Raw genomic sequence first — 23,486 nt, 5'->3', positions numbered from 1 at the left:
AATTATCAATATCTTCTTTGTAAGATTGTTTTATTCTTTGTTTTTTAATGCCAACGTTATTTCGTTCATCTTCTTTACTTTGTCTTCAAAATCGCCCTTTAACGTTTTACGGTATTCATTTAAATTTTGAACCATTTCATTGATATCTTCTGGAATAATTTCTTCAAAAAATTCGCGAAGTCTTTTGGCAGTTGTAGGCGATTTACCGTTAGTTGAAATAGCAACTTTTACATGCCCTTTGGTCACTATTCCTCCCAAATAATAATCGCAAAAATCAGGTGTATCTGCGATATTGCACATTAAATATCTCTTTCTAGCTTGCTTAAAAATTTTCTCGTTCACTTTTATTTTGTCGGTACAAGCAATAACCAAATGCCTTTTTTTTAACATTTGCTTTTTATACTTCAAGTTTGTCAAAGAAACTGTTGGATGTTTAGCGGCTAATTCTACCAATTCTGGCAAGAAAAAAGGAGCCACCACCTCTACATTAGCATTAGGACTTGACTTTAACATGAAAAACAATTTTTCTAAACCCACATTTCCTCCGCCTACAATTAAAACATTCAGATTATGAAGTTTTAAAAAAACGGGATACAATTCGTTTCGTTCTAAATTGCTTGTTGTTACTGTGTTCATCGTGCTTGTAAACTGTATTTATTAGCGGCGAATTCTTGATAAATTCCTTTTAATTTGGTGCTTTCTCGTACTACTTCTCCAATTATTATAATTGCTGGAGAACCCAATTTTTGTTCTTTTACAATTTCAGTAATCGTATCTATCGTACCTGTTCCAACTTTTTCTTGAGGTGTGGTACCGTTTTGAATAATAGCAACGGCTTGATTGCCTTTTCCTTCTTTTTGAAACAAAGAAATAATTTGTGGCAATTTACTCATTCCCATTAAAATGACAACGGTAGCTGATGATTTTGCTGCTAAAGCGACATCGTTTGATAATTTTCTGTCGGAAGTTGTACCTGTTATGGCCCAAAAACTTTCAGAAACTCCTCTTTTGGTAATGGATATTCCTTGTGAAGCTGGTACGGCAATAACCGAAGAGATTCCTGGTATAACCGCCGTTTCTATTCCGAAACTTGCGATAAAGTCAATTTCTTCACTTCCTCTTCCAAACACAAATGGATCACCACCTTTTAAGCGAACCACATTACCATAAGTCAAAGCATTGTCAACAATTAATTGATTGATTTGGTCTTGCGTATAGGAATGATTACCAATTCTTTTTCCAACAAAAATTTTGATTGCATTTTTTGGAGCGTAATCTAAAATAGCTTCACACGCTAAAGCATCGTACAAAACTACATTGGCTTCGGCTAGTGCTTTTGCTCCTTTTACAGTTAACAATTCGGGATCACCCGGACCTGCTCCTACTAAAGTTACTTTGGGGTTTCTTTTAAACATTGGCTAGTTCTTGAGCTCTAAAAGCTTCAATTGTATTAAAAAACGCTATGGCTTCGTTAAGGTATTGTATGGCAAATTCTTGGGTTGGCTCACTTGAGTTGATTTGGTAAACAGTAGCACTGAAAGAAGTTTTAAAATCCACTTTCCCTGTTGCTACAAACACTTTATCAAAAGATTCAATGATACCAAAATGTGTGTTTGTTTTTTGATCCTCTGAAATTAATAATGCTTTTGCTCCATTTACAAAACCAGCATAAGCATGGTAAATGGCATCTGCATATTTATTTTCTTCTAGAGATTCTTTTGCATTCGTTAGTTTGTCTTTGGCTTCTAGCAATAAAGTAGCCACTAAATCAATTACAACACCCGCACATTCTCCTACACCAACTGCTTTTACATAGTTGTCTGCATTTCCCCAATCGATATAATCGGCTTCAGCAAGATTAGTTACATCAGCAAGTGGTTTTAAAATTTCGTAGAAATATTTCTCCCCTTTTTCATCGTAGTAATTTAAAAATGATCGTCCGTTAGCGTGGGCATTAAAATCATTTAAAACAGTACGCAACGCTTCTGGTCCTCTTTTACTCGGAATTTTAATTACTTTATCTGCAAAACGACCTTGACCGTTACCTAAGCGTCCACCTCCTAATAAAACTTGCAACGCCGGCGCTACTAATTTACCTGCGTTAATAGACATTCCTTGAAAACCAATGGCAGACATATTGTGTTGTCCACAAGCGTTCATACAACCACTAATTTTAATTTCTATCTCATTATTTTTAAGATATTGTGGGTATTCTGCATGAATTACTTTCTCTAATTCCGCTGCGATTCCGGTACTACTTGCAATTCCTAAATTACACGTATCGGTTCCTGGACAAGCTGTAATATCAGCAGTTGAATTGTAACCCAAAGCCACCATATCTAATTTGGCTAATTCTTGATAAAAGAACGGTAAGTTTTCTTCTTTTATATTACGTAAAACAATATTTTGACGCAGTGAAAAACGCAACTCATTAGCTCCATAATTTTTAATTAAGTCTGCTAAAATTTGTGCTTTATCCGTATAAAAATCACCTAACAATACTTTTATTCCAATAGCATAATAGCCTTTTTGTTTCTGCGCAATAACGTTCGATTCTCTCCAAGCTTCATAAGCAGTAGTATCTTCGACTGTAACTTTTGGCACTTCCAATAGTGTTTCTGGAATCGCACCATTGTAGCCACTAGAATCAATTTCATAGGTTTCAAAAGCAATTGCTTTTTTCTCTTTTTCAACCAATTCTAAAAACGCATCTCTTCCTAAATCTTTAATTAAGAATTTCATACGCGCTTTCATTCTTTTGGTACGTTCGCCGTGACGATCAAAAACTCGAATGATTCCCTCAACAGTTGGGACAATTTGATTGGCTGGAATAAATTCGCTCAGCAATTCTGCATGCGCAGGTTGAGATCCTAAACCACCACCAATAACCGCTTTAAATCCGTGAACTCCATCAACAATTTTTGCAATTAGTCCAAAATCGTGCAAATAACTCAATGCAGTATCTTCATCAGAAGAAGAAAACGAAATTTTAAATTTACGTCCCATTTCTTGACAAATTGGATTTCTCAATAAATACTGAAACATTCCATGTGCATAAGGCGTGACATCAAAAGGTTCATTAACATCAACTCCCGCTAATTCACTAGCAGTAATATTTCGTACCGTATTTCCACAAGCTTCTCTTAATGTAATATCGTCTTTAGCCAATTGCGACCATAGTTCAGGCGTTCGGTCTAAACTAACAAAGTGAATTTGTATGTCTTGTCGGGTTGTAATGTGCAAACGTCCGGTAGAATATTCGTTAGACACAGCAATAATTCTGCTTAATTGCTCACTCGTTACTTTCCCGTAAGGCAACTTAATACGAATCATTTGTACACCCTCTTGACGTTGTCCGTAAATACCACGTGCCAAACGAAGGCTACGAAAACGCTCGCCATCCATTGTTCCGCCACGAAATGCATGAATTCTTTTCTCTAATTCAATGATTTCTTTTTGAACTACTGGATTTTCAATTTCTGATCTAAAAGTTTTCATTTTTTATTTTGCTTTTGGCTTCTAGCTTTTAGCTATTAGCGCTTACTGTTATATTTTATCGTACTACTTATAAGGCTAAAAGCCAAATGCTAAAATTTAATTTATAAACCCAACTCCTGCAGTGGTGTTGGTATTAGTGTCTATTAAAATAAATGCACCGTTTGATTTATTACTGTTGTAAGCATCAAAATAAATAGCTTTACTTAATTTAATACTTACTTCGCCTATCTCATTGATCGCTAATTGGTCAGCCTCTTTTGTACCTGAATAATCGGTCGCTACTACATTTTTAACGCGGTCGACTTTAGCTAATATGCGATTGGTGTTGTGCTGAATTAAATACTTTGTTCCAGCCACCAACTTCTTCGAATCCATCCAACAAATAGTAGTGTTGATTTCTTTTTCTATTTTGGGAAGTTCTGCCGATTTTACAATCATATCTCCACGGGTCACATTAATGTCATTTTCTAGCTCAATGGTAATAGAAGATCCAGCAGGCGCTTCATTAAACTCTTTATCAAAAAAGTGAATTTTAGAAATTTTAGACTCTGTCAAAGATGGCAAAACCGTTACAGCATCTCCAACTTTTAAAGCGCTACCATATAATTTACCCGCATATCCTCTAAAATCATGGTATTGTTGGGTTTTTGGCCGAATAACGGTTTGCACCGGAAAACGGGCTTGTTCGGCTTCGTAAACATCAGCAGGCTCTAAACCTTCTAAATGCTCTAATACACTTTGCCCATCATACCACGGCATTTCGGCAGCACGTTGTGCTACATTTCCACCTGTTAATGCAGAAATGGGAATATAACTTACGTTTTGTTCTTTAAATGAACTTTTAGCATTTAGCGTTTCAAAGTCCGCTTTGATTTTATTGTATATCTCTTCTGAGTAATCAACTAAGTCCATTTTGTTAATGGCTACAATTACCTCTTTAACTCGCAATAAATTGTTGATAAAAAAGTGACGGTAGGTTTGCTCGATTACTCCTTTTCTAGCATCAATTAAAATAATTGAAACTTGCGAAGTCGATGCTCCAGTAACCATGTTTCTGGTATATTCTACGTGACCTGGCGTATCGGCAATTATGTAACTCTTTTTCGCAGTCGAAAAATAAATATGCGCCACATCAATAGTAATTCCTTGTTCTCTCTCGGCAACTAAACCATCGGTTGCTAACGAAAAATCTAAATAATCATATCCTTTTTGCTTGCTGCTTTTTTCAATTGCCTCCAATTTATCGGTAGTCAATGATTTGGTATCGTATAATAAACGTCCGATTAAAGTACTCTTTCCGTCATCTACACTTCCTGCTGTTGCTATTTTTAAAACTTCCATTTTTATTTTATAAGTATTAAGGTTTAAGTATTAAGGCTTAAGTATTAAAGGGGATCAGTCAACGACTTACTCCTTATGACTTACTTCTTAAAAATATCCTTGTTGTTTTCTTTTCTCCATCGCAGCTTCCGAACGTTTGTCGTCGATACGAGCACCTCTTTCAGAAATAGTAGACTCTCTAATTTCCCCTACTACCTCAGCAATTGTTTCGGCGTAAGATTCTACTGCAGCAGTACAACTCATATCACCAACTGTTCTAAAACGAACAATTTTTTCTACAATTTGCTCGTCTTCTTCTTGATATACATAAGGAGAATGTGACCAGATTAAGCCGTCTCTTAAGAAAACTTTACGCTTGTGCGAAAAGTAAATGGATGGAATTTCGATGTGTTCTTGTTCGATATAACTCCAAACATCCAATTCAGTCCAGTTTGAAATTGGGAACACCCGAACGTTTTGTCCATTTTCAATTTTACCATTTAAAATATCAAACAGTTCTGGACGTTGGTTTTTCTCATCCCACTGACCGAAATCATCGCGAACTGAAAAAATTCGTTCCTTAGCTCTGGCTTTTTCTTCGTCACGACGCGCGCCACCAATACAAGCATCAAATTTAAATTCTTCAATCGCGTCTAAAAGTGTAGTGGTTTGCAGGCTATTTCGACTAGAATATTTACCCGACTCCTCAATTACTTTACCGGTATCGATAGCATCTTGTACATTTCTTACAATCAACTCCAGCCCCAATTCTTCTACTAATTTATCTCTAAAAACAATGGTTTCAGGGAAATTATGTCCTGTATCAACATGCAATAAAGGAAACGGAATCTTTGCAGGAAAAAATGCTTTTTGAGCCAAACGAACTAACGTTATCGAATCTTTTCCTCCTGAGAAAAGTAGTACTGGTTTTTCAAATTGAGAAACTACTTCTCTAAATATATATATCGCTTCTGCTTCTAACGCATTTGTTTTTAATATTGAACTCATTTTTTTAATTTAAATAGTAAATAATTGAATGATTAAAAGATGCATTACTGGACAATCTTTTGCTCTTTTCTCTTTATTTTTTTTCTTTAGTATTACTTATTTCTGATGCAAGCCACATTCTTTATGACTAGATTCCCACCACCATCTTCCAGCTCTTATGTCTTCGTCTGGCATTATTGCTCTGGTACAAGGCGCACAACCAATACTTACGAAGCCTTTTTTATGCAATGTGTTTTGCGGAACATTGTTTTCGATTAAATAATTTTCCACTTCTTGCAAACTCCATTTTAACAATGGATTAAATTTGATTATTTTAAAGTGATTATCGTATTCAAATAAATCTAAATTTTGACGGTTTTCCGATTGCTCTGCTCGTAAACCCGTAATCCAAACCTCGTTTCCCGCTAAAGCTTTTCTAAGAGGAGCAACTTTACGAATGAAGCAACATTCTTTTCTGTTTTCAACCGATTCGTAAAAACTGTTTGGTCCTTTGGTCTGCAATAAATTTTCGACTGCTGCAGCTTCTGGAAAACAAACAGCAATTTGCTTTTTGTACTTTTTAATCGTTTTATGAAATACATCGTACGTCTCTTGAAACAAGCGCCCCGTATCTAATGTAAAAACTGTAATTGCATTATTATTTCTAAAAATATAATCTGTAATTACTTGATCTTCTTGTCCAAATGAAGTCGAAAAAACAACTTTACCAGGATAGGCTGTTGCTAGAAATGTTAACGTCTCTTCTAACGAAAAATTTTTTGTTCTTTCTAATAAAGGAGCTACTATCGATGTATTCATTTATTTCTAATTTTTTTAAAACCTATTACCCTATCGGTTTACTAGATTACTCTGCAAAAATAGTAATAAATTCTAAAATTCAAAACAATATCTATTGTTTTTAGCAGCATCTAACAATTGAATTAAAATTCGTTATAAAAAGCTATAAACCGGATAAAACAGAAGTAAGCACTGATTATAATTAATTTCAAACCGCTCTATTACAACTACTTAAAATTAACTCGTCAAAAATAAAAATCTTAACTCGACTAAATCGATAGGATTATAACTAATTACGTTTTACTTTTGTCAAAAATTTTTAATTATGGACTTTCATATTGGACTTGTAGTAGCTGGTTTATTCGTTGGATTTGTAGTAGGAATGACTGGCGTTGGTGGTGGTTCATTAATGACTCCTATTTTACTTTGGTTTGGAATTCCTCCAACTACGGCAGTTGGAACCGATTTATTATATGCGGCTTTCACTAAAATGGGTGGAGTGGTTGTGCATCATCGAAAACGAAACATCAACTGGAAAATTACAGGTTGGCTTTCTTTAGGAAGTGTTCCTGCCGCATTACTTACTTTGTGGATCTTAGATAATTGTACAGCAGACATCACTGCAATGAATGCCATTATACGATACAGTTTAGGTTGGGCATTACTCTTCACTTCGATCGCAGTTCTGTTCAAAAAGAAATTATTGGTTTTATCTCAGAAACATGCCGGTGATAAATTTCTTCACGAAAGTAATACTCAAAATCTATTGACTATAGCAATTGGAGTGATGCTAGGTGCCGTAGTAACACTTACCTCGATTGGTGCTGGTGCTTTAGGAACTGTCACTTTGTTCTTTTTATATCCCCTCTTGCCAACTCCAAAATTGGTTGGAACAGAAATTGCGCACGCAGTTCCTTTGACTTTGGTTGCTGGTTTAGGGCACGCCACTATGGGAAATTTGGATTTAGGTCTACTAGGTCAACTATTAATTGGATCGCTACCTGGTATTTATGTGGGAAGTATGTTAAGCGGAAAAGTTCCTGATTCATTTTTACGAAACGCTATTGCTGTAATGTTATTTATGGTCGGTTATAAACTGGTTTTTTAAACATATTGAACTAGCTTCCCAAATATAAAAAAAACAAACTGCTTAAAACGCGATATCGGCAAGTGAATTACTTTCTAGAATTTTAAGCGTATTGTCACGAACTTGCATCATTAAACGGCGCGCAGCACAACTAGATTCATCTTTGCAATCATCACATTTTTCGTAAAAATTGTGGCTAGCACACGGCAGTAAAGCAATCGGACCTTCAAGTATGCGGTATACCTTTGCCATACTTATTTCTGCAGGATCTTTAATTAAATAATAGCCACCACCTTTGCCCTTTTTAGCTCCTAAAAAACCAGAATTGCGCAGTAACAACAATATACTTTCCAAAAATTTAATCGAAATATTCTCGCTCTTTGCAATATCTGCAATAGCTACAGGTGTTTGATCTTCTCGGCGAGCCAAGTACGTCAACGCTTTTATTCCGTATTTTGTCTTTTTTGAAAGCATTTTTACTCTTTGATTTACGAATCAAAACTACTATTTTTAGATTGATTTAAAACAAAAAAATAACGATTTCTGTTTTTAGAACAACCGTAGCTTTTAAAAAACACTACGAGTAACTCCACAAACAAAAACCGTTATCCCAAAATCGTTTAATCTTTACGAAAGCGCCTGATTTAAATCGGCAATTACATCTTTTACCGTTTCTAAACCAACAGAAACACGCACTAAACCTTCAGAAATTCCGACTGCTAACTTTTCTTCTACAGATAATTTACTGTGTGTCGTTGATGCAGGATGTGTAACTATTGTTTTTACATCTCCAATATTAGCAGAAAGCGAACACATTTTTATTTTATCTAAAAATTTACGCCCTGCTTCAATTCCGCCTTTAATTTCGAAAGCAATTATATTTCCGCCTAAAAGCATTTGTTTTTTGGCAATTTCATATTTTGGATGCGATTTCAGAAATGGATATTTAACCGTATTAACATTCGGATGTGCTTCTAAAAACTCTGCAACGATCATCGCATTTTCGCAATGCCTGTCGACGCGTACGGCTAAAGTCTCTAAACTTTTGGATAAAACCCAAGCATTAAAAGGTGACATTGCCGGTCCCGTATTTCTTGAAAACAGAAATATTTTACGAATCAATTCTGATTCTCCAACCGTTACTCCGCCCAAAACACGACCTTGACCGTCCATTAACTTAGTCGCCGAATGGATTACTAAATGTGCTCCGTATTTTATTGGCTGTTGAATGTAAGGTGTTGCAAAACAGTTGTCGATAATTAAAATCAAATTATGCTTTTTAGCAATTTGACCTAATAACTCCATATCTACTACGTCAACTCCTGGATTGGTAGGCGTTTCGGCGTATAAAATTTTTGTCTCTGGTTTTATTAAACTTTCAATCGTTTCTGGCTTATTAATATCAAAGTACGAAGTAGTAATGTGCCATTTTGGAAAATAATTCATAAACAAACTATGAGTCGAACCGAAGATACTTCCGGCAGAAACAATATGATCACCCGAAACAAGTAAGGCTGCGAATGTGGAGTAAATTGCTGCCATTCCGGTCGCAAATGCAAAACCGGCTTCAGCACCTTCCATAGCGCAAACCTTATCTACAAATTCTGTGGTATTTGGATTGCTAAATCTCGAATATATATTCCTGTCTTTTTCTTCAGAAAACGAAGCTCTCATATCCTCCGCGTCTTCAAATACGAAGCTTGACGATAAATACAAAGGTGTCGAATGTTCTTGAAATTGTGATCTTTCTAAATGTGTGCGGATGGCTTGGGTTTCAAAACCAAAATCTTGTTCTTCCATTTTATTATTATTTAGCTAATTCTTCTCCGTTTAAAATTACTTTATACGTTACCGTTGCAGTGGGCTCCAAAGTTTTAGAAACTGAGCAGTATTTCTCAAAAGAAAGTTGTGCTGCTCGTGCTGCTTTGTCTACTGCAATATTTCCTTCTAATACAAAGACTACTGCAATTTCCTTAAAAGGTTTTGCTTCGTCCACCTGTACTCTAAGTCCTTCCACTTCTGCATTAAAAGACGTAATTTCTTGACGCTGCTTCTTCAAAATAGAAATCATATCAATAGCACTGCATCCTGCCACGCCCATCAAAACCAACTCCATAGGACTCGCACCTAAATCGTGTCCTCCAAATTCAGAACGGTTATCAACATCTACCACATGTCCACGTTCATTTTTCAATCGAAAATGGTAATCATCGTTTACTCTATTTAATGTAATTTTCATTTTTATGTTTTTTGTATTACTAAAAATTGAATTTATAAGAATCTTTGAAGGCCAATTTTAACCAGCATTCAGTTTACGCTCCATCTAATTATTCAAAAGCGACAAAATAGCATTGTCTCCAGTTCTACTGGCAGTTTCTTCAGCATAATCTTTGGCCGTTTTACCAAAAAAGTCCTTGCCTTCTTTTACAGCTCCTGCCTGTAATAATAATTTACAAACGCTATACATATTGTATTGTGCAGCCTTCATTAAAGGCGTGTGTTTGTCATTATTTGCACTATTTACATCAGCATTATTAGCAATCAGCAACCTCACAATGGGTTCACTACTACCCTCACTCACAATTGCTCTCAACAATACTGTTTCGTCATTACTAGATTCACTTGTAACGTCTGCACCACTTTCTATTAAAAGTTTAACCATCTCCAAATCGCCATTTGAAACCGCGTCACCAATTGCATTTACACCACCAAAACCGTCACTTTTTCTATTGATTTCTGCGCCTTTGTCTATTAGATATTTGGCTTTTTTTATACTCTTACTACTCACCGCTTCTATCAATGCATTTCTTCCGTAGGAATTTTTAATATTTACGTTTGCTCCATTGGCAACTAAAAATTTTAAAACAATCAAATCATCGGCATCATTTCTGGATGCATAACACAAAGCAGTACTGCCATTTTCATCTTCTACATTGACATCTACTTTTTGAGCAATTATTTTTTTAACACTGACAATATCATTGCGCTGGCAAGCCAACATCAGCGGTGTCGTTTTGTATTTTGAGTTGACTTTATTAACTGCTGCACCTGAATCGATGATTAAATGAACCACTTCAGCCTGTATACTATCTCCAGACAACGCTTCTAACAAAACCGTATGTCCCGTCTCTGAAGAACTCGAATTTACATTAGCATCCAATCGAATCATTTTTAGCGCTACCTCATTCCACTCATAAGCGAGCGCCCATTGCAATGCCGACATTCCACTTATATCAGAACCCGAATTTTTTACGTCGGCATTGTTTTTTAATAGCAATAAAGCCATTTCTTCGCTTCTGTTGGCACACGCGATAAACAATGCACTGTGTCCCGCTGCATTTACTAAATTAACAGCAGCTTTTCGATCCAAAAGCAATTGGGCAATGTTGGCGTTATTGTTATAAATCGCTAACATTAAAAGGGTCCAATCCTGATCAGATTTATCATTTTCACCTTCTTGCCTGCCACCTCTCCAATACCCCTTAGCTCTGCCATCCACGCTTTCGCCTTGATCAAGATATAAAGTCACTCTTTTAACATCATCTTTTACAATAGCGTCGATCATTTGATCTGATGCAGTTTCAAAAATAATTTTAGCTTTAGATTCACCTTTATTTTCCTCTTTATTTTCTGACTTACACTGCCATAAAAGACAAGCGACGCTTATTAAAAAGAGATAGTTAACTATTGTTTTCATCAGATTATGATTGGTCTACTTTATCTAAATTATTCCAATACTCCAAGATTTGTTTTTTCGAGCGGCTATCCAAATTATTAAAATTAGCTGAAAATTTATCTTTTTTGAAGCCATCTGAAACAGAAGCTTCGATAGTATAGAATTGCTCATTTGAAGAATAAATTAAATGCACTGATTTTTGTATAAAGTTTGCATCATACAAACCGTAAATAAAAAGCGCATCGACACTTTGATCACCATCATAATCTGCAAATGCCTTTCTGCTTCCCCATGAAGAAATTATGCCATCATAACTAATTTCCACAAAGGATTTTAAAATCCAACCGTTTTGATCCTTTGTAAATCGCTGAAAATACATTTTATCAGGATTAGCATTTTTCTCTATTTTCGAAAAAATAAAAACATTATCTTCTTTATCTACAAAGTTGACTTCATCAATTTGAATTGCTCTCACCCCTTTATAAGGAAACACATCTTGCGTGTAGCTTTCTTTATTTCTGTGCACGTTTGAAATCTGAGCCAACATCACATTCGAAAACAACAATAAAATTATAATTTGCTTCATGGTTTGAGTTTTTTTAATTTTTAAAGAAAATAAAGATTTTACTATTTTAAAATGCGTACCCGATATCTTAAGAATTGCTGTATTGTTTTCATCTTAACTAATTTTATTTTCTTTCGAAAGACCATTACTATCCTTTATCCGACAATCTCAAAATATCGCCAAATACACCTCTTGCAGTAACTGCCGATCCTGCTCCTGCTCCTTGAATTACAATTGGGCGATCGCCATACGATTCGGTGTAAATTTCGAAGAAAGAATCAGATCCTTTAAGACCCCCCAATGCCGTATCGCTTGGCACCGAAACCAATTTAACTTCCAGAACTCCTTTGTCATGTTGCAAATCTCCCGACAATTCACCAATATATCGCAACACATGATTTGGTTTTTGATCGGCTTTTATTTTATCATAAATAGGATCGAATTCTTTTAATTTAGTCAAGAAATCAGCAACATTTCCTTCACGTAAATGCTCTGGAATTAAGTTCTGAATGTTTACCTCTTCAAATTCATTTTGCAAATCCAATTCTCTAGCCAAAATCAATAATTTGCGACCTACATCATTTCCGCATAAATCTTCACGCGGGTCTGGTTCTGTATATCCATTGTCAATTGCTTCTTTCAAAACAGCGCTGAAAGGCTCATTATTGGCAGAGAATTTATTAAACAAATAACTCAACGTCCCCGAAAAAACACCTTTTATCTTCGTTATATTTTCACCCGAAAGGTGCAGTAATTTTATGGTATCAATAAGTGGTAAACCAGCACCTACATTAGTTTCGTATAAATAGTTTTTTTGATTTTCTTCTAAAACCTTTCTCAATTCTTTGTAAAAGCCATAACTCAATGTATTGGCTACTTTATTCGAAGAAATTAAGTCGAAACTGCTTTCTGCTAGCGAGATATAATTTTGAACAAAGTCTTTACTTGCCGTGTTGTCCACTGCAATTAAGTTTTCAAGATGATTGGCATTCGCGTACGCAATTACCTCATCAATTGTATAAGCAACCCCTTCGTTTTCCAAATCTTTTTTCCAATCTGTTCCTACTCCATTTTTATTAAAAAGAACTTTTCTAGAATTCGCAATTGCAAAAACATTCAGTTTAATTCCCTTTCTTTTTTCAATGGCTTTGGCCGAAGCTAAAATTTGATCAATTAATGTTCCACCTACTAATCCGTGGCCAAAAACAGCAATATTTATCTTTTTTGAAACTCCAAAAATCTCTCCGTGAATAACATTTAACGCTTTGTTTAATTCCGATTTTTTTACAACTAAACTCACGTTTTTACCCGTTACCGTATTGTTGAATAAAATTGGAATAATCTTATTCTTGATCAATGCCGTGTATGGTTTGTGAAAAGTACTTAAATCTTGACCAATTATCGAAATTACCGACACATCATCGGTCACCGAAATGCGATTGACATCTTTAGAATAAAAGTCATTTTCAAACTCTTTTTCCAATTCAATCATCGCCGTAGTTGCTTTGTCTGCTGCAACTACCAAACCAATTCCTCTTTCTGAAGAACCTTGCGAAATAATGCTCACACTAATATCATTATCGCCCATTACTCTGAAAATTCGAGCATCGACTCCCGTTTTACCCAATAATCCGCGACCTTCCAAATTCACCAAAGACACATTCTCTAAAACAGAAAGGGTTTTAATTCCTTCTTGAGTCGAATCCGATGTGATTAAAGTGCCTTGGTTTTCGTGATTGAAGGTATTTAAAATTCGAAGTGGAATATTTTTTTCCAATAATGGAATAATCGTTTTAGCGTGCAAAATTGTTGCACCAAAATTAGCCAACTCATTCGCTTCATTAAAAGACAAATGATCAATTTTTTTGGCGTCGCCTACCAAATCAGGATTTGCCGTATAGATTCCATCTACGTGCGTAAAGTTTTGTAATTCTTCGGCATCTAAATAATTCGCCAATAACGACGCTGTATAATTACTGCCATTTCTTCCTAAAGTAGTCGTGTCATTATTGTTGTTCGAACCAATAAAACCGGTAACAATATTTACTGTCGATCCATTGTTTTCTTTAAAATAATGAATCACATTTTTCTTTGACAATTGTTCCAAAGGTTGCGCGTCACCAAACTTGGAGTCCGTTTTTAACAACTCTCTCGAATCAGTAAAACGAGCGTTAATTCCTTTTTCTTTTAAAACAGCAGTCAACAATTTAGCCGCAAGAATTTCTCCCTTTGATAAAATTTGATCTTTAATTTTAGTGCTATAATCACCGATCAAACTAACTCCTTCAAATAATTTATCTAAAACTTGAAATTCCTCCGAAAAATCAATATTTAAAAAATCTGCTAATTGGTATTTTTTAAATTGCTCTAAAAGTATTTTGTAATCGCCATTCTTTGCAGCAACTTCTAGAATTTCTTCCAATTCATCGGTTGCTTTTCCTCTTGCCGAAACTACTACAGCAATTTGCTCTCCGTTGTTTACTTTATCAGTTATAATCGAAATTACCTTCTGAAGGCCTTCTCCATTTGATAATGACCTACCTCCAAATTTTAATATTTTCATTGTATTGTATGGTTTTTTGGCTTAAAAAATAGATTTAAGCAAATTATCTAATTGTTTGTACTCGATCAAAAAAGCATCATGTCCGTGAACAGAATCTATTTCTTTGTAAAAAACATTTTCTTTGAACTTTTTTAAGTCAGTATACGTTTCTAAATTTTCTCTGGGTGTAAAAAACAAATCCGAATTGATCGCCACAATATGAATGTTAGCATCCGTTTTTGAAAGTAATGTTTCAAAATCATCTGAATTCCGCGTAATATCAATTGTCTTTAATAATTGATTCATCATTTTATAAGAAGCCAATTGATAGCGTTCCTGTAATTTTGTGCCGTGATGTTGCAACCAACTTTCGACATTAAAAACTGCTAAATTTTCATTAATCGTTCTATTGAATTTCTCTTTAAACGATTCGGGCGAACGGTAGCACAACATCGCATGAATGCGCGCATCTTCGATGGGCTGAGAGGAGTTTTTTAAAATTTGCTCCTGCAAATAGCAATTGGCAATCAACCAATCAGTTGACTTCCAGTCGGTTGCAATCGGAATTAAATTTTCGGTAATTTTTGGAGACAAAGCCAACATTTCCCAGGCAATTCCTCCACCAACCGAACCGCCAATCACAGTATGTAACTTACTAATATTTAAGTCTTCAATTCCTTTTAAGAACAAACGAGCAACATCTCTTGCTGTAAAATCTTGATGATTTTCAATTAAAAAAGAATCTACTCCGTTTCCTGGAACATTAAATGCTAAAATGGTGTATTTATTAATGTCGATTGTTTTCTCTGCACCAATCAAATCGTTCCACCAGCCATTTTCGCCAATAACTTGCGCATTTCCTGTCAAGGCATGATTAACCAAAACTATCGGAGCAGTATGCAAAGGTTGGCCAAATAGCGCATAGCTTAAGGGTAACTCAGAATAAACAGCACCACTTTCGGTAGTAAAATTTTGTAACAGGATTGGGTTGATTATATTTTCCAATTTCAAATCTTTTGTTATTTTTGATTTGTATCTGGAAATATTAAAAAGAAAAAACTAGAATTGAACTAGAGATATTCTTGTTGTTATCTTTCCACGTTGAGCGTGGTAGAATGCAGCACCTTCTTCGATTTACCGAAGGGTTGCTAAGGATTCGCCGGGTCTAATCCCTCGTCCTTTCTTTATAACATTTCAATACGTATGTGAACTTATTAACGCAAATTAACTACTAATTTTTTAAACAAACAAATTTAAAATTTTTCATTTACAACTCTCACAAAAATATAACATATAGACGCAAGCAATCGCTGAATATAACATATATCCAGTACTAAACGATTGCTAATTAAGACAGATCACCTTTCACTACTAGATGAAAAGGTTTTCATTGTCTTTTGAATACATTAAAAATGTTAAACAGTCGGCCGTGTCTGCACCGTCTTTTTTGGCTGTAGTATTAAATCCTAATCTTAAATGAATTAATTCATTTACAACTTTTGCTGTTGCGTTTCTTCTTGTTCTAAAAGTTCTTAAGTAACCGAAGGTTCTTGCGAAGTAATTTTTAGTTTCCATGTTTTTATTTTTAGATGCGTGTTAGTATATGTTTATTTTAATTTTATCTTATTGTTACGTACTTTTTTTTAATAAAAAAACCCTTTTGGAATTTGTAATACCAAAAGGGTTTAAGCGCTATAACTTAAATCTTATGATATCAACTGACCTGCACTTGAAACCGAATGGTGACAAGAGAGAAAAGGTTTTTTTTATTTGAAAAATTACTATTCATAGTATTTAATTTTGAATATTCTATTTGTAAACACAAAAAGCCTCCTGAATAAACGGGAGGCTTTTGCTATATAAAAAGTCTTTACTTTAAAGCAATCACAACCCGGAATTTTTTTCCGAACGGACGATATTTAGGTTACAAATATTAAATTTCATTCTGGTTTTCTTTGGGTTTTACAAAAGTGCAAAATATATTTAATTTTTCCTAATAATTTACAATGTTTTCTTAGTGATTTTACAAAGAAAATTTCGATAACCATTGAGGCTTATCATTTACAAACAAATAGGTTAGCAAAAAAACAGCTCTAAACACTATGCATGCGTACTAAATTCAAAATTCTTACAAAAACTAAATACTAGAAAGCAGAAACATCTCTACAATTATATAGCACCAAAAGCATTTTTTAGATCTGTTTTCAGATCTTCAATAGCTTCAATTCCAACTGAAAGGCGAATCAAATCAGCAAAAACGCCAGAGGCCGCTTGGTCATCAGTCGATAATTGCTGATGCGTTGTACTTGCTGGGTGAATAATCAACGATTTCGTATCTCCAATATTTGCTAATAGGGAGAATAATTTAGTATTATCTACTACTTTTTTAGCTGCTTCAAAACCACCTTTCAAACCAAAAGTCAACAGTCCGTTTTGTCCTTTAGGAAAATATTTCTTTGCTAAGTCGTAGTATTTGCTCGACGGAAGTCCGGGATAATTTACCCAAGCCACTTCTTCTTGCTCTTCTAGCCATTGAGCCAATGCTAAACCATTTTCACTGTGTTTTTGTACACGAAGCGGAAGCGTTTCTAATCCTTGTATAATTTGAAAAGCGTTAAACGGACTCAAAGCAGCGCCGAAATCACGCAGCCCTTCAATTCTCGCTTTAGCAATAAACGCGGCTTTACCTAGCGCTTCATGATAAATTAATCCGTGATATCCAGCTGATGGAGTCGTAAATTCTGGGAATTTTCCGCTACTCCAATCAAAGGTTCCAGCATCAATTATAGCTCCTCCCAAAGAAGTTCCGTTTCCAGCAATATATTTAGTCAATGAGTGAATTACAATATCTGCTCCATGCTCAATGGGCTGCAATAAATAAGAAGAGGCAACCGTATTATCTACAATAAAAGGAATTTCGAATTTCTTGGCCACAACAGAAATTGCTTTTAGATCTAAAATATCTAGTTTTGGATTCCCTAAAGACTCCACAAAAATAGTTCTAGTATTATCTTTAATTGCGTTTGCGAAATTTTCAGGATCAGCAGGATCCACAAAAGTGGTTGTAATGCCTAATCTTGGCAACGTAACATTAAATAAATTAAATGTTCCGCCATACAAACTGCTAGACGCTACAATATGATCGCCTGCTTTTAATAAAACTAATAAGGCTGTTGTAATTGCCGCAGTTCCCGAAGCAGTTACTACTGCTCCTATTCCACCTTCTAAGGCAGCCAAACGTTGTTCTAAAATATCATTGGTAGGGTTGTTTAAACGTGTATAAATATAGCCTGGCTCTGTTAATCCAAATAGATTGGCAGCATGTTCTGAATTTTTAAAAACATAAGAAGAGGTTTGATAAATAGGCACCGCTCTTGTTCCTTCGGTTTTGGTAACATCGTGTCCAGCATGCAATGCATTAGTTTCAAATTGTTGCGTGTTCATAATTGTAAATTTTATTTTAAGGTTAATAGTTTAATGGTTCAAATAAAAAGAGATTCTTCTTCTTGCAAATACAATTGCGAATGCAGCGACTGTGATTCATCACTATGTAGCAAACCTTTGAATCTATTTTTGTGCAAAAGGTAGCCCTCTTTTTTGATATGGAATAAAAAATAAATTATTTTAAATATATAGTGTGTTTTCATGATTTTTTTAACTTTAAGATTATAAAAAAAGCCCTTTTGGAATGTGACCAAAAGGGCTTATAGTGAACTATAAAAAGAGTTAACTCTTTCGCTTTTGGCAATAACAGACGGGCACGGACATAAACTTCGTGTTGCACTTTATCATTTTATGTAATAGTATCTGAATCATCTTTTAGTATATTTCTATGTAAACAAAAAAACCTCTGCTGTGGGCAGAGGTTTTATCGGTATATTTTAAAAATTAAAATTTAGTCAATAAAGCGCTCTGCCGATATATTCGACTTCATGCAAAACATGTTGACCATCATTAAATTCATTTTTTCTATTTTTAGAAAGACAAAACTGCGAAGAGTTTTTTACATATGCAAGTTTATGTGCAAATAATTTCAGGCAATGGTGCGATGCTATATTTAACTTTTGTTTTAAATAAAAAAACATAAACTTTAATTTGCAAATCAAAATCGTTTCATACCTTTGCAATCAAATACAGAGGAAAAATTTGAACTGATTGCAACCTCTTCATAATGAAACGATTCGTTATGACTATTGAAAAAATATTTCGATAGTAAAAAATGCTAAAGCAGGAACTCTCCTTTAGCATTTTCCGCAATTAAATTCTCCTCTTAATTAATTTTAATTTACAATTATTATGGCTTATTTATTTACGTCAGAATCTGTTAGCGAAGGACATCCTGATAAAGTTGCAGATCAAATTTCGGATGCATTAATTGATAACTTTTTGGCTTTCGATGCCGACTCTAAAGTAGCCTGCGAAACTCTTGTTACTACCGGACAAGTAATTTTGGCTGGTGAAGTAAAATCGAATACCTACCTCGATGTACAACAAATTGCTCGTGATGTAATCAAGAAAATTGGTTACACAAAAAGCGAATACATGTTCGAAGCAAATTCTTGCGGAATTTTATCTGCAATTCACGAACAATCTGCTGATATTAATCAAGGTGTTGATCGTTCTAGCAAAGAAGAGCAAGGTGCAGGAGATCAAGGAATGATGTTTGGTTACGCAACCAACGAAACCGAGAACTTTATGCCTTTGGCTTTGGACTTGTCACACAAGTTATTACAAGAATTAGCAATTTTGAGAAGAGAAAATAAGGAAATCACTTATCTACGACCTGATGCAAAATCGCAAGTAACTTTAGAATATAGCGACGACAACAAACCTACTCGTATTGAGGCAATTGTTATTTCGACACAGCATGACGATTTTGATAGTGAGCCAGAAATGTTGGCTAAAATCAAGAAAGACATCATCGAAATTTTAATTCCGAGAATTGTTGCTAAAAATCCACAAAGTGCCCATTTATTTAACGATACCATTAAATACCACATTAATCCAACAGGTAAATTCGTAATCGGAGGTCCTCACGGAGATACTGGATTAACGGGAAGAAAAATTATTGTAGATACTTACGGTGGTAAAGGTGCTCATGGTGGTGGTGCTTTCTCTGGTAAAGACCCAAGTAAAGTAGACAGAAGTGCAGCTTACGCTACACGTCACATTGCTAAAAACCTGGTAGCTGCTGGTGTTGCAGATGAAATTTTAGTACAAGTATCCTATGCCATTGGAGTTGCTGAACCAATGGGAATTTTTATTGATACTTACGGAACTTCAAAATTAAAATTAACTAATGGCGAAATTGCTAAAAAAGTTTCTGAAATTTTCGACATGCGTCCGTACTTTATTGAGCAACGTTTAAAATTAAGAAATCCTATTTACAGTGAAACTGCTGCTTACGGACACATGGGACGTACACCAGAAACAGTAACAAAAACTTTTTCGGCTCCTGGTGGTCATGAAAAAACAGTTACCGTTGAATTATTTACTTGGGAAAAACTTGATTTTGTTGACCAAATTAAAACCGCTTTTGGATTGTAAAAATTTAAATTATAAATACATCAAAAACCGCAATTGTAACTAATTGCGGTTTTTTTTGTAAATCTGTAGAAGAAAATATCCTTAAAAAGCTACTTTTGTAACTTGTGCTATTTTTCTGTGCTTTTAACAAACTATTAAAAAATGTCGAAATTTCCCTCCATAAAAAACGTCTTAAAAGCCACTTTCAAAACAGTTTTAAGATTTCCGTTGGAAGTTACTGCAGCTATCTTAGGGACAATTTTTGCTATTTTACTTGATAATGCTGAATACGACAACCCATTAAAAGAACTTTTTATTAAAGCCATCCTAAGCAGTTCTTTATGCTTTGTATTATTTATATCTGTTAGTTTATACTTTGTAACTTCTCAAAAAAATAGTTTGCTTCGCTTTGCTACTAGCTTACTTTTAGGAGCACTCTTAGTAGCTTTTGTTTTTAATTTTGATGAACAAATAACAACTTTACAAACACAACAATTCTTGGTCCTCAGTATTTGCTTGCATTTACTGGTTTCTTTTGCCGCTTTTTTACCGAAAAAATACAATCAAAATGAGTTTTGGGAATTTAATAAGCAACTTTTCCTTAGAATTTTAACGGCATCATTGTATAGTATTGTTCTTTATTCTGGACTAGCATTAGCCCTATTTGCTGTTAAAGAATTATTCCAAGTTCCTTTTCCAAACGAAATTTTTGCTTATCTGTTTTATGTGATTGCAGGAATTTTCAATTCAATCTTCTTTTTAAACGGCATTCCACTCATAAAAAATGACACAGAACCGCTGCAATTAAAGTATCCGAACGGACTTAAAAATTTTACGCAGTTCATTTTGCTACCATTGATTAGTTTATACCTAATTATTTTAATTGGTTATGAAGTACAAATAATTCTGACGTTCTCTCTGCCAATTGGATGGGTTTCCTATTTGGTTTTGATATTTGCAATTTTCGGAATTCTATCTTTTCTACTAGTGTACCCTATAGCTTCAAACGTAGGAAATCTTTGGATGCGCACTTTTAACCGATGGTTTTATTTTCTATTAATTCCTTTATTAGGCTTACTTTTCTGGGCCATTATTTATCGCATCAGCCTTTACGGAGTTACTCCTGAACGCTTTTATGTTTTATTACTTTCCATCTGGCTAGCGTTTGTGGTGGCTTATCTTTTAATTCAAAAAGAACCTAAAATAAAATTCATACCTATCAGTATGTGTATTGCAGGACTTCTTTCGATTATTGGCCCACAAAGTGCCAGCAGCGTTTCTAAAAACAGTCAATTGAATCGCTATGAATCATACATTAAAAAAACAGAAAAAGAGAAATTAAATTTTAATCAAGAGAAAGACTTAAGTAGCATTGTGAATTTTTTAGATAAAAATTATGATGCAAACATCCTCATCATTCCGCAAACAAAAGACAAACTAACTAATTTATTTCAAAAGAATAAAAATCCCAGTTCAACTGAAATAATGGAGGCTTTAGGTTTAGAATACCATTCTGAATATGCGACAGAAAACGATGTTAGAAATAATTTTTATTACTCTTTTTACGAAAATTCAGATAGTACTGTAGAAAACATAAGCGGTTACGACATGGCTCTTACTGTTACTAATTATTCTGAATTTAATTGTACAGATTGTATAGCAATTAACAAAATAAACTACTCAATCAAATCAACGAAAAGCAAGTATGGACTTGATTTACATTTAAATAATGATGTAATTCCTTTAAAGATATTTGAGTTTATAAATAACAATCTCGTGTTTGATCAAGAGAGATCTGATAAGAAAAGAATAACGCAGGTGGTTGACCATTCAAAATATCAAATTTCAATTCAGTACATAAATTTAAACGGAACTAGAAATAGTACTAAAAAGTCTATAAATACTTATTCTTTGAGAATATTGGTAAAGGTTAAAAAGTAATTTAGAGCGAGAACAGCAGGTACTAAGCCTCATTAATCAAAAGCTGTTGTACCGCTAATTTTTGTATTTTAGCATTTTAACCCATTATGAAAAAAATAGTTCTGCTGTTTTTGATTTTACAACTTAGCGCAGTTGTGGCTCAAGTACCAACTTTATCAGCGTCATATCTTTCGACTCAAACTATTGATAAAGTTCTGTTTGTTGGAGTAGATTCCTTTGATTATTTGTATAAAATCAAAGATAACACACTCTTTAAATCAGATAAAAATCAAACGTTTACGTATAAGAATATTTATTTAGGAAAAATCACTACAGTCGATTTAATCAATCCGCTACGAATTGCCGTATTTTACGAAGGTTTTAATAGTGTCGCGTTGATCGACAATCAGCTCAACGAAACTACTGTGATCCATTTTTCGGAGAAATCTAATGCTATTATGGCGACCGCTGTCGGAATGGCTTCTCAAAATCAATTGTGGGTCTACAATAGTTTAACGCAGCAAATTGGGCTTTACAATTATTTGAATAATGAATATAAAAACATATCAATTCCTTTAAAAAGTAATTTTATCTATTATCAGACAGATTTCAATAATTTCTATTGGATTGATACAGACCAAAATTGGTACAGTTGCGATCCATTCGGAAAAATTATCCTACTGGCAAAAGCTCCTCTTTTTGATCGAATTCAGCTTTTAAATGATTCCCAATTTATTTATATGAAGGATAATCTCTTGTTTTTTACTGAAATTATCGATCAGAAAAATTCCGTAAAAATGCCCATTTTACTTTCAGAAAAAACCTTTGAAAATTTCTACTACAAAGACCAAATTTTATCTATTTTTACATCTGCTGAGAAGACAAATTATAAACTCATACTACCGTAATGCATATAGCAATAGCAGGAAATATAGGCGCAGGAAAAACTACTTTAACCAAGTTATTAGCGAAGCACTTTAAGTGGGAACCTCATTATGAAGACGTTGTTGACAATCCGTATTTGGATGATTTTTACCATCAAATGGAGCGTTGGTCGTTTAATTTGCAGATTTATTTCTTAAACAGCCGTTTTCGCCAAGTGCAACAAATAAGAGAAACAGGTAAAAAAGTAATTCAGGATCGAACAATTTATGAAGATGCTTATATTTTTGCTCCCAACTTGTACGCAATGGGTTTAATGACGAGTCGTGATTTTGAAAATTACACTTCATTATTTGAATTAATGGAATCGTTAGTAAAGCCACCCGATTTGTTGATTTATTTGAGAAGTTCGATTCCAAACTTGGTAGGGCAAATTCATAAACGAGGACGTGACTACGAAAACTCAATCTCGATCGAATATTTAAGCCGATTGAACGAAAGATATGAAGCTTGGGTACAAACCTACAACAAAGGAAAACTTTTGATTATCGATGTAGACAACATCAATTTTGTTGACAATCCTGAAGATTTAGGAAACATCATTAATAGAATTGACGCCGAAATCAACGGTCTTTTTTAAATCTACAAAAAATTATAAACCAAATGCCTCGCTATAAACGAGGCA

20 protein-coding genes and 1 riboswitch are annotated in these 23,486 nt (G+C 34.3%); of the genes, 5 read left to right on the top strand and 15 right to left on the bottom strand.

Going from position 1 to position 23,486, the window contains the following annotated elements; translation table 11 throughout:
• Nucleotides 1–30 precede the first annotated feature (30 nt).
• The 6 genes from ACRASX_RS06775 to ACRASX_RS06750 all read right to left on the bottom strand — a co-directional run bounded on the left by ACRASX_RS06775 (nt 31) and on the right by ACRASX_RS06750 (nt 6,624).
• Nucleotides 31–636 (bottom strand): precorrin-2 dehydrogenase/sirohydrochlorin ferrochelatase family protein, encoded by a 606-nt coding sequence (locus tag ACRASX_RS06775; RefSeq protein ID WP_432222858.1) that lies wholly within the window; start codon nt 634–636, stop codon nt 31–33.
• Nucleotides 633–1,415 carry a uroporphyrinogen-III C-methyltransferase gene (gene cobA, locus ACRASX_RS06770; RefSeq protein WP_432222857.1) on the bottom strand — a complete coding sequence of 261 codons (783 nt, stop codon included), beginning with the start codon at nt 1,413–1,415 and terminating at the stop codon, nt 633–635. The genes ACRASX_RS06775 and cobA overlap by 4 nt, the downstream gene beginning before the upstream one ends.
• Complete coding sequence (locus ACRASX_RS06765) at nt 1,408–3,498, bottom strand: HEPN domain-containing protein (RefSeq protein ID WP_432222856.1); 2,091 nt, start codon at nt 3,496–3,498, stop codon at nt 1,408–1,410. The genes cobA and ACRASX_RS06765 overlap by 8 nt, the downstream gene beginning before the upstream one ends.
• Before the next feature lie 96 nt (nt 3,499–3,594).
• Nucleotides 3,595–4,839, bottom strand: a complete 1,245-nt coding sequence (locus ACRASX_RS06760; RefSeq protein ID WP_432222855.1) for a sulfate adenylyltransferase subunit 1 — start codon at nt 4,837–4,839, stop codon at nt 3,595–3,597.
• An 87-nt stretch (nt 4,840–4,926) separates the two neighbouring features.
• Entirely contained in the window at nt 4,927–5,826 is a 900-nt protein-coding gene (gene cysD, locus ACRASX_RS06755) for a sulfate adenylyltransferase subunit CysD (protein ID WP_066313017.1), read from the bottom strand.
• Nucleotides 5,827–5,922: 96 nt separating this feature from the next.
• Nucleotides 5,923–6,624: a phosphoadenylyl-sulfate reductase gene (locus ACRASX_RS06750; RefSeq protein WP_432222854.1), complete on the bottom strand. Its 702-nt coding sequence runs from the start codon at nt 6,622–6,624 to the stop codon at nt 5,923–5,925.
• Nucleotides 6,625–6,928: 304 nt separating this feature from the next.
• On the opposite strand from ACRASX_RS06750, the gene ACRASX_RS06745 reads away from it, so the two are divergent.
• Nucleotides 6,929–7,711, top strand: coding sequence for a sulfite exporter TauE/SafE family protein (locus ACRASX_RS06745; RefSeq protein ID WP_432222853.1), 783 nt, complete (start codon nt 6,929–6,931; stop codon nt 7,709–7,711).
• Nucleotides 7,712–7,753: 42 nt separating this feature from the next.
• Here the strand turns inward: ACRASX_RS06745 and ACRASX_RS06740 are convergent, their stop codons facing one another.
• The 9 genes from ACRASX_RS06740 to ACRASX_RS06700 all read right to left on the bottom strand — a co-directional run bounded on the left by ACRASX_RS06740 (nt 7,754) and on the right by ACRASX_RS06700 (nt 17,917).
• Nucleotides 7,754–8,164, bottom strand: coding sequence for an RrF2 family transcriptional regulator (locus ACRASX_RS06740; protein WP_066313007.1), 411 nt, complete (start codon nt 8,162–8,164; stop codon nt 7,754–7,756).
• Between the two features lie 153 nt (nt 8,165–8,317).
• Complete coding sequence (locus ACRASX_RS06735) at nt 8,318–9,490, bottom strand: trans-sulfuration enzyme family protein (protein ID WP_066313005.1); 1,173 nt, start codon at nt 9,488–9,490, stop codon at nt 8,318–8,320.
• A 7-nt stretch (nt 9,491–9,497) separates the two neighbouring features.
• A complete protein-coding gene (locus ACRASX_RS06730) occupies nt 9,498–9,929 on the bottom strand; it encodes an OsmC family protein (protein ID WP_066313002.1) in 432 nt (143 codons plus the stop codon).
• An 84-nt stretch (nt 9,930–10,013) separates the two neighbouring features.
• Nucleotides 10,014–11,387 carry an ankyrin repeat domain-containing protein gene (locus ACRASX_RS06725; RefSeq protein WP_432222852.1) on the bottom strand — a complete coding sequence of 458 codons (1,374 nt, stop codon included), beginning with the start codon at nt 11,385–11,387 and terminating at the stop codon, nt 10,014–10,016.
• Between the two features lie 4 nt (nt 11,388–11,391).
• Nucleotides 11,392–11,952, bottom strand: a complete 561-nt coding sequence (locus ACRASX_RS06720) for a hypothetical protein (protein WP_432222851.1) — start codon at nt 11,950–11,952, stop codon at nt 11,392–11,394.
• 127 nt (nt 11,953–12,079) lie between these two features.
• Complete coding sequence (gene thrA / locus ACRASX_RS06715; protein ID WP_432222850.1) at nt 12,080–14,494, bottom strand: bifunctional aspartate kinase/homoserine dehydrogenase I; 2,415 nt, start codon at nt 14,492–14,494, stop codon at nt 12,080–12,082.
• A gap of 21 nt (nt 14,495–14,515) precedes the next feature.
• Nucleotides 14,516–15,478 carry an alpha/beta fold hydrolase gene (locus ACRASX_RS06710; protein ID WP_432222849.1) on the bottom strand — a complete coding sequence of 321 codons (963 nt, stop codon included), beginning with the start codon at nt 15,476–15,478 and terminating at the stop codon, nt 14,516–14,518.
• An 80-nt stretch (nt 15,479–15,558) separates the two neighbouring features.
• Nucleotides 15,559–15,666, bottom strand: a riboswitch (SAM riboswitch).
• A 178-nt stretch (nt 15,667–15,844) separates the two neighbouring features.
• Complete coding sequence (locus ACRASX_RS06705) at nt 15,845–16,048, bottom strand: hypothetical protein (RefSeq protein ID WP_432222848.1); 204 nt, start codon at nt 16,046–16,048, stop codon at nt 15,845–15,847.
• A 594-nt stretch (nt 16,049–16,642) separates the two neighbouring features.
• Entirely contained in the window at nt 16,643–17,917 is a 1,275-nt protein-coding gene (locus ACRASX_RS06700; RefSeq protein WP_432222847.1) for an O-acetylhomoserine aminocarboxypropyltransferase/cysteine synthase family protein, read from the bottom strand.
• A gap of 852 nt (nt 17,918–18,769) precedes the next feature.
• Here ACRASX_RS06700 and metK point away from each other — a divergent pair.
• The 4 genes from metK to ACRASX_RS06680 all read left to right on the top strand — a co-directional run bounded on the left by metK (nt 18,770) and on the right by ACRASX_RS06680 (nt 23,441).
• A complete protein-coding gene (gene metK / locus ACRASX_RS06695; protein ID WP_432222846.1) occupies nt 18,770–20,020 on the top strand; it encodes a methionine adenosyltransferase in 1,251 nt (416 codons plus the stop codon).
• Nucleotides 20,021–20,161: 141 nt separating this feature from the next.
• Nucleotides 20,162–21,940: a DUF4153 domain-containing protein gene (locus tag ACRASX_RS06690; protein ID WP_432222845.1), complete on the top strand. Its 1,779-nt coding sequence runs from the start codon at nt 20,162–20,164 to the stop codon at nt 21,938–21,940.
• An 86-nt stretch (nt 21,941–22,026) separates the two neighbouring features.
• Nucleotides 22,027–22,827 carry a hypothetical protein gene (locus tag ACRASX_RS06685; RefSeq protein ID WP_432222844.1) on the top strand — a complete coding sequence of 267 codons (801 nt, stop codon included), beginning with the start codon at nt 22,027–22,029 and terminating at the stop codon, nt 22,825–22,827.
• The gene (locus tag ACRASX_RS06680; protein ID WP_066312974.1) at nt 22,827–23,441 is read left to right on the top strand and encodes a deoxynucleoside kinase; all 615 of its coding nucleotides are present in this window, start codon (nt 22,827–22,829) and stop codon (nt 23,439–23,441) included. Before ACRASX_RS06685 ends, ACRASX_RS06680 begins: the two co-directional genes overlap by 1 nt.
• The last annotated feature ends 45 nt before the right edge of the window (nt 23,442–23,486 follow it).

The sequence above is a fragment of the Flavobacterium sp. TMP13 genome (assembly GCF_050847115.1).
Classification (GTDB): domain Bacteria; phylum Bacteroidota; class Bacteroidia; order Flavobacteriales; family Flavobacteriaceae; genus Flavobacterium.
Note: the sequence above shows the minus strand (reverse complement) of the source record. Positions and strands in the feature narration are given on the sequence as shown.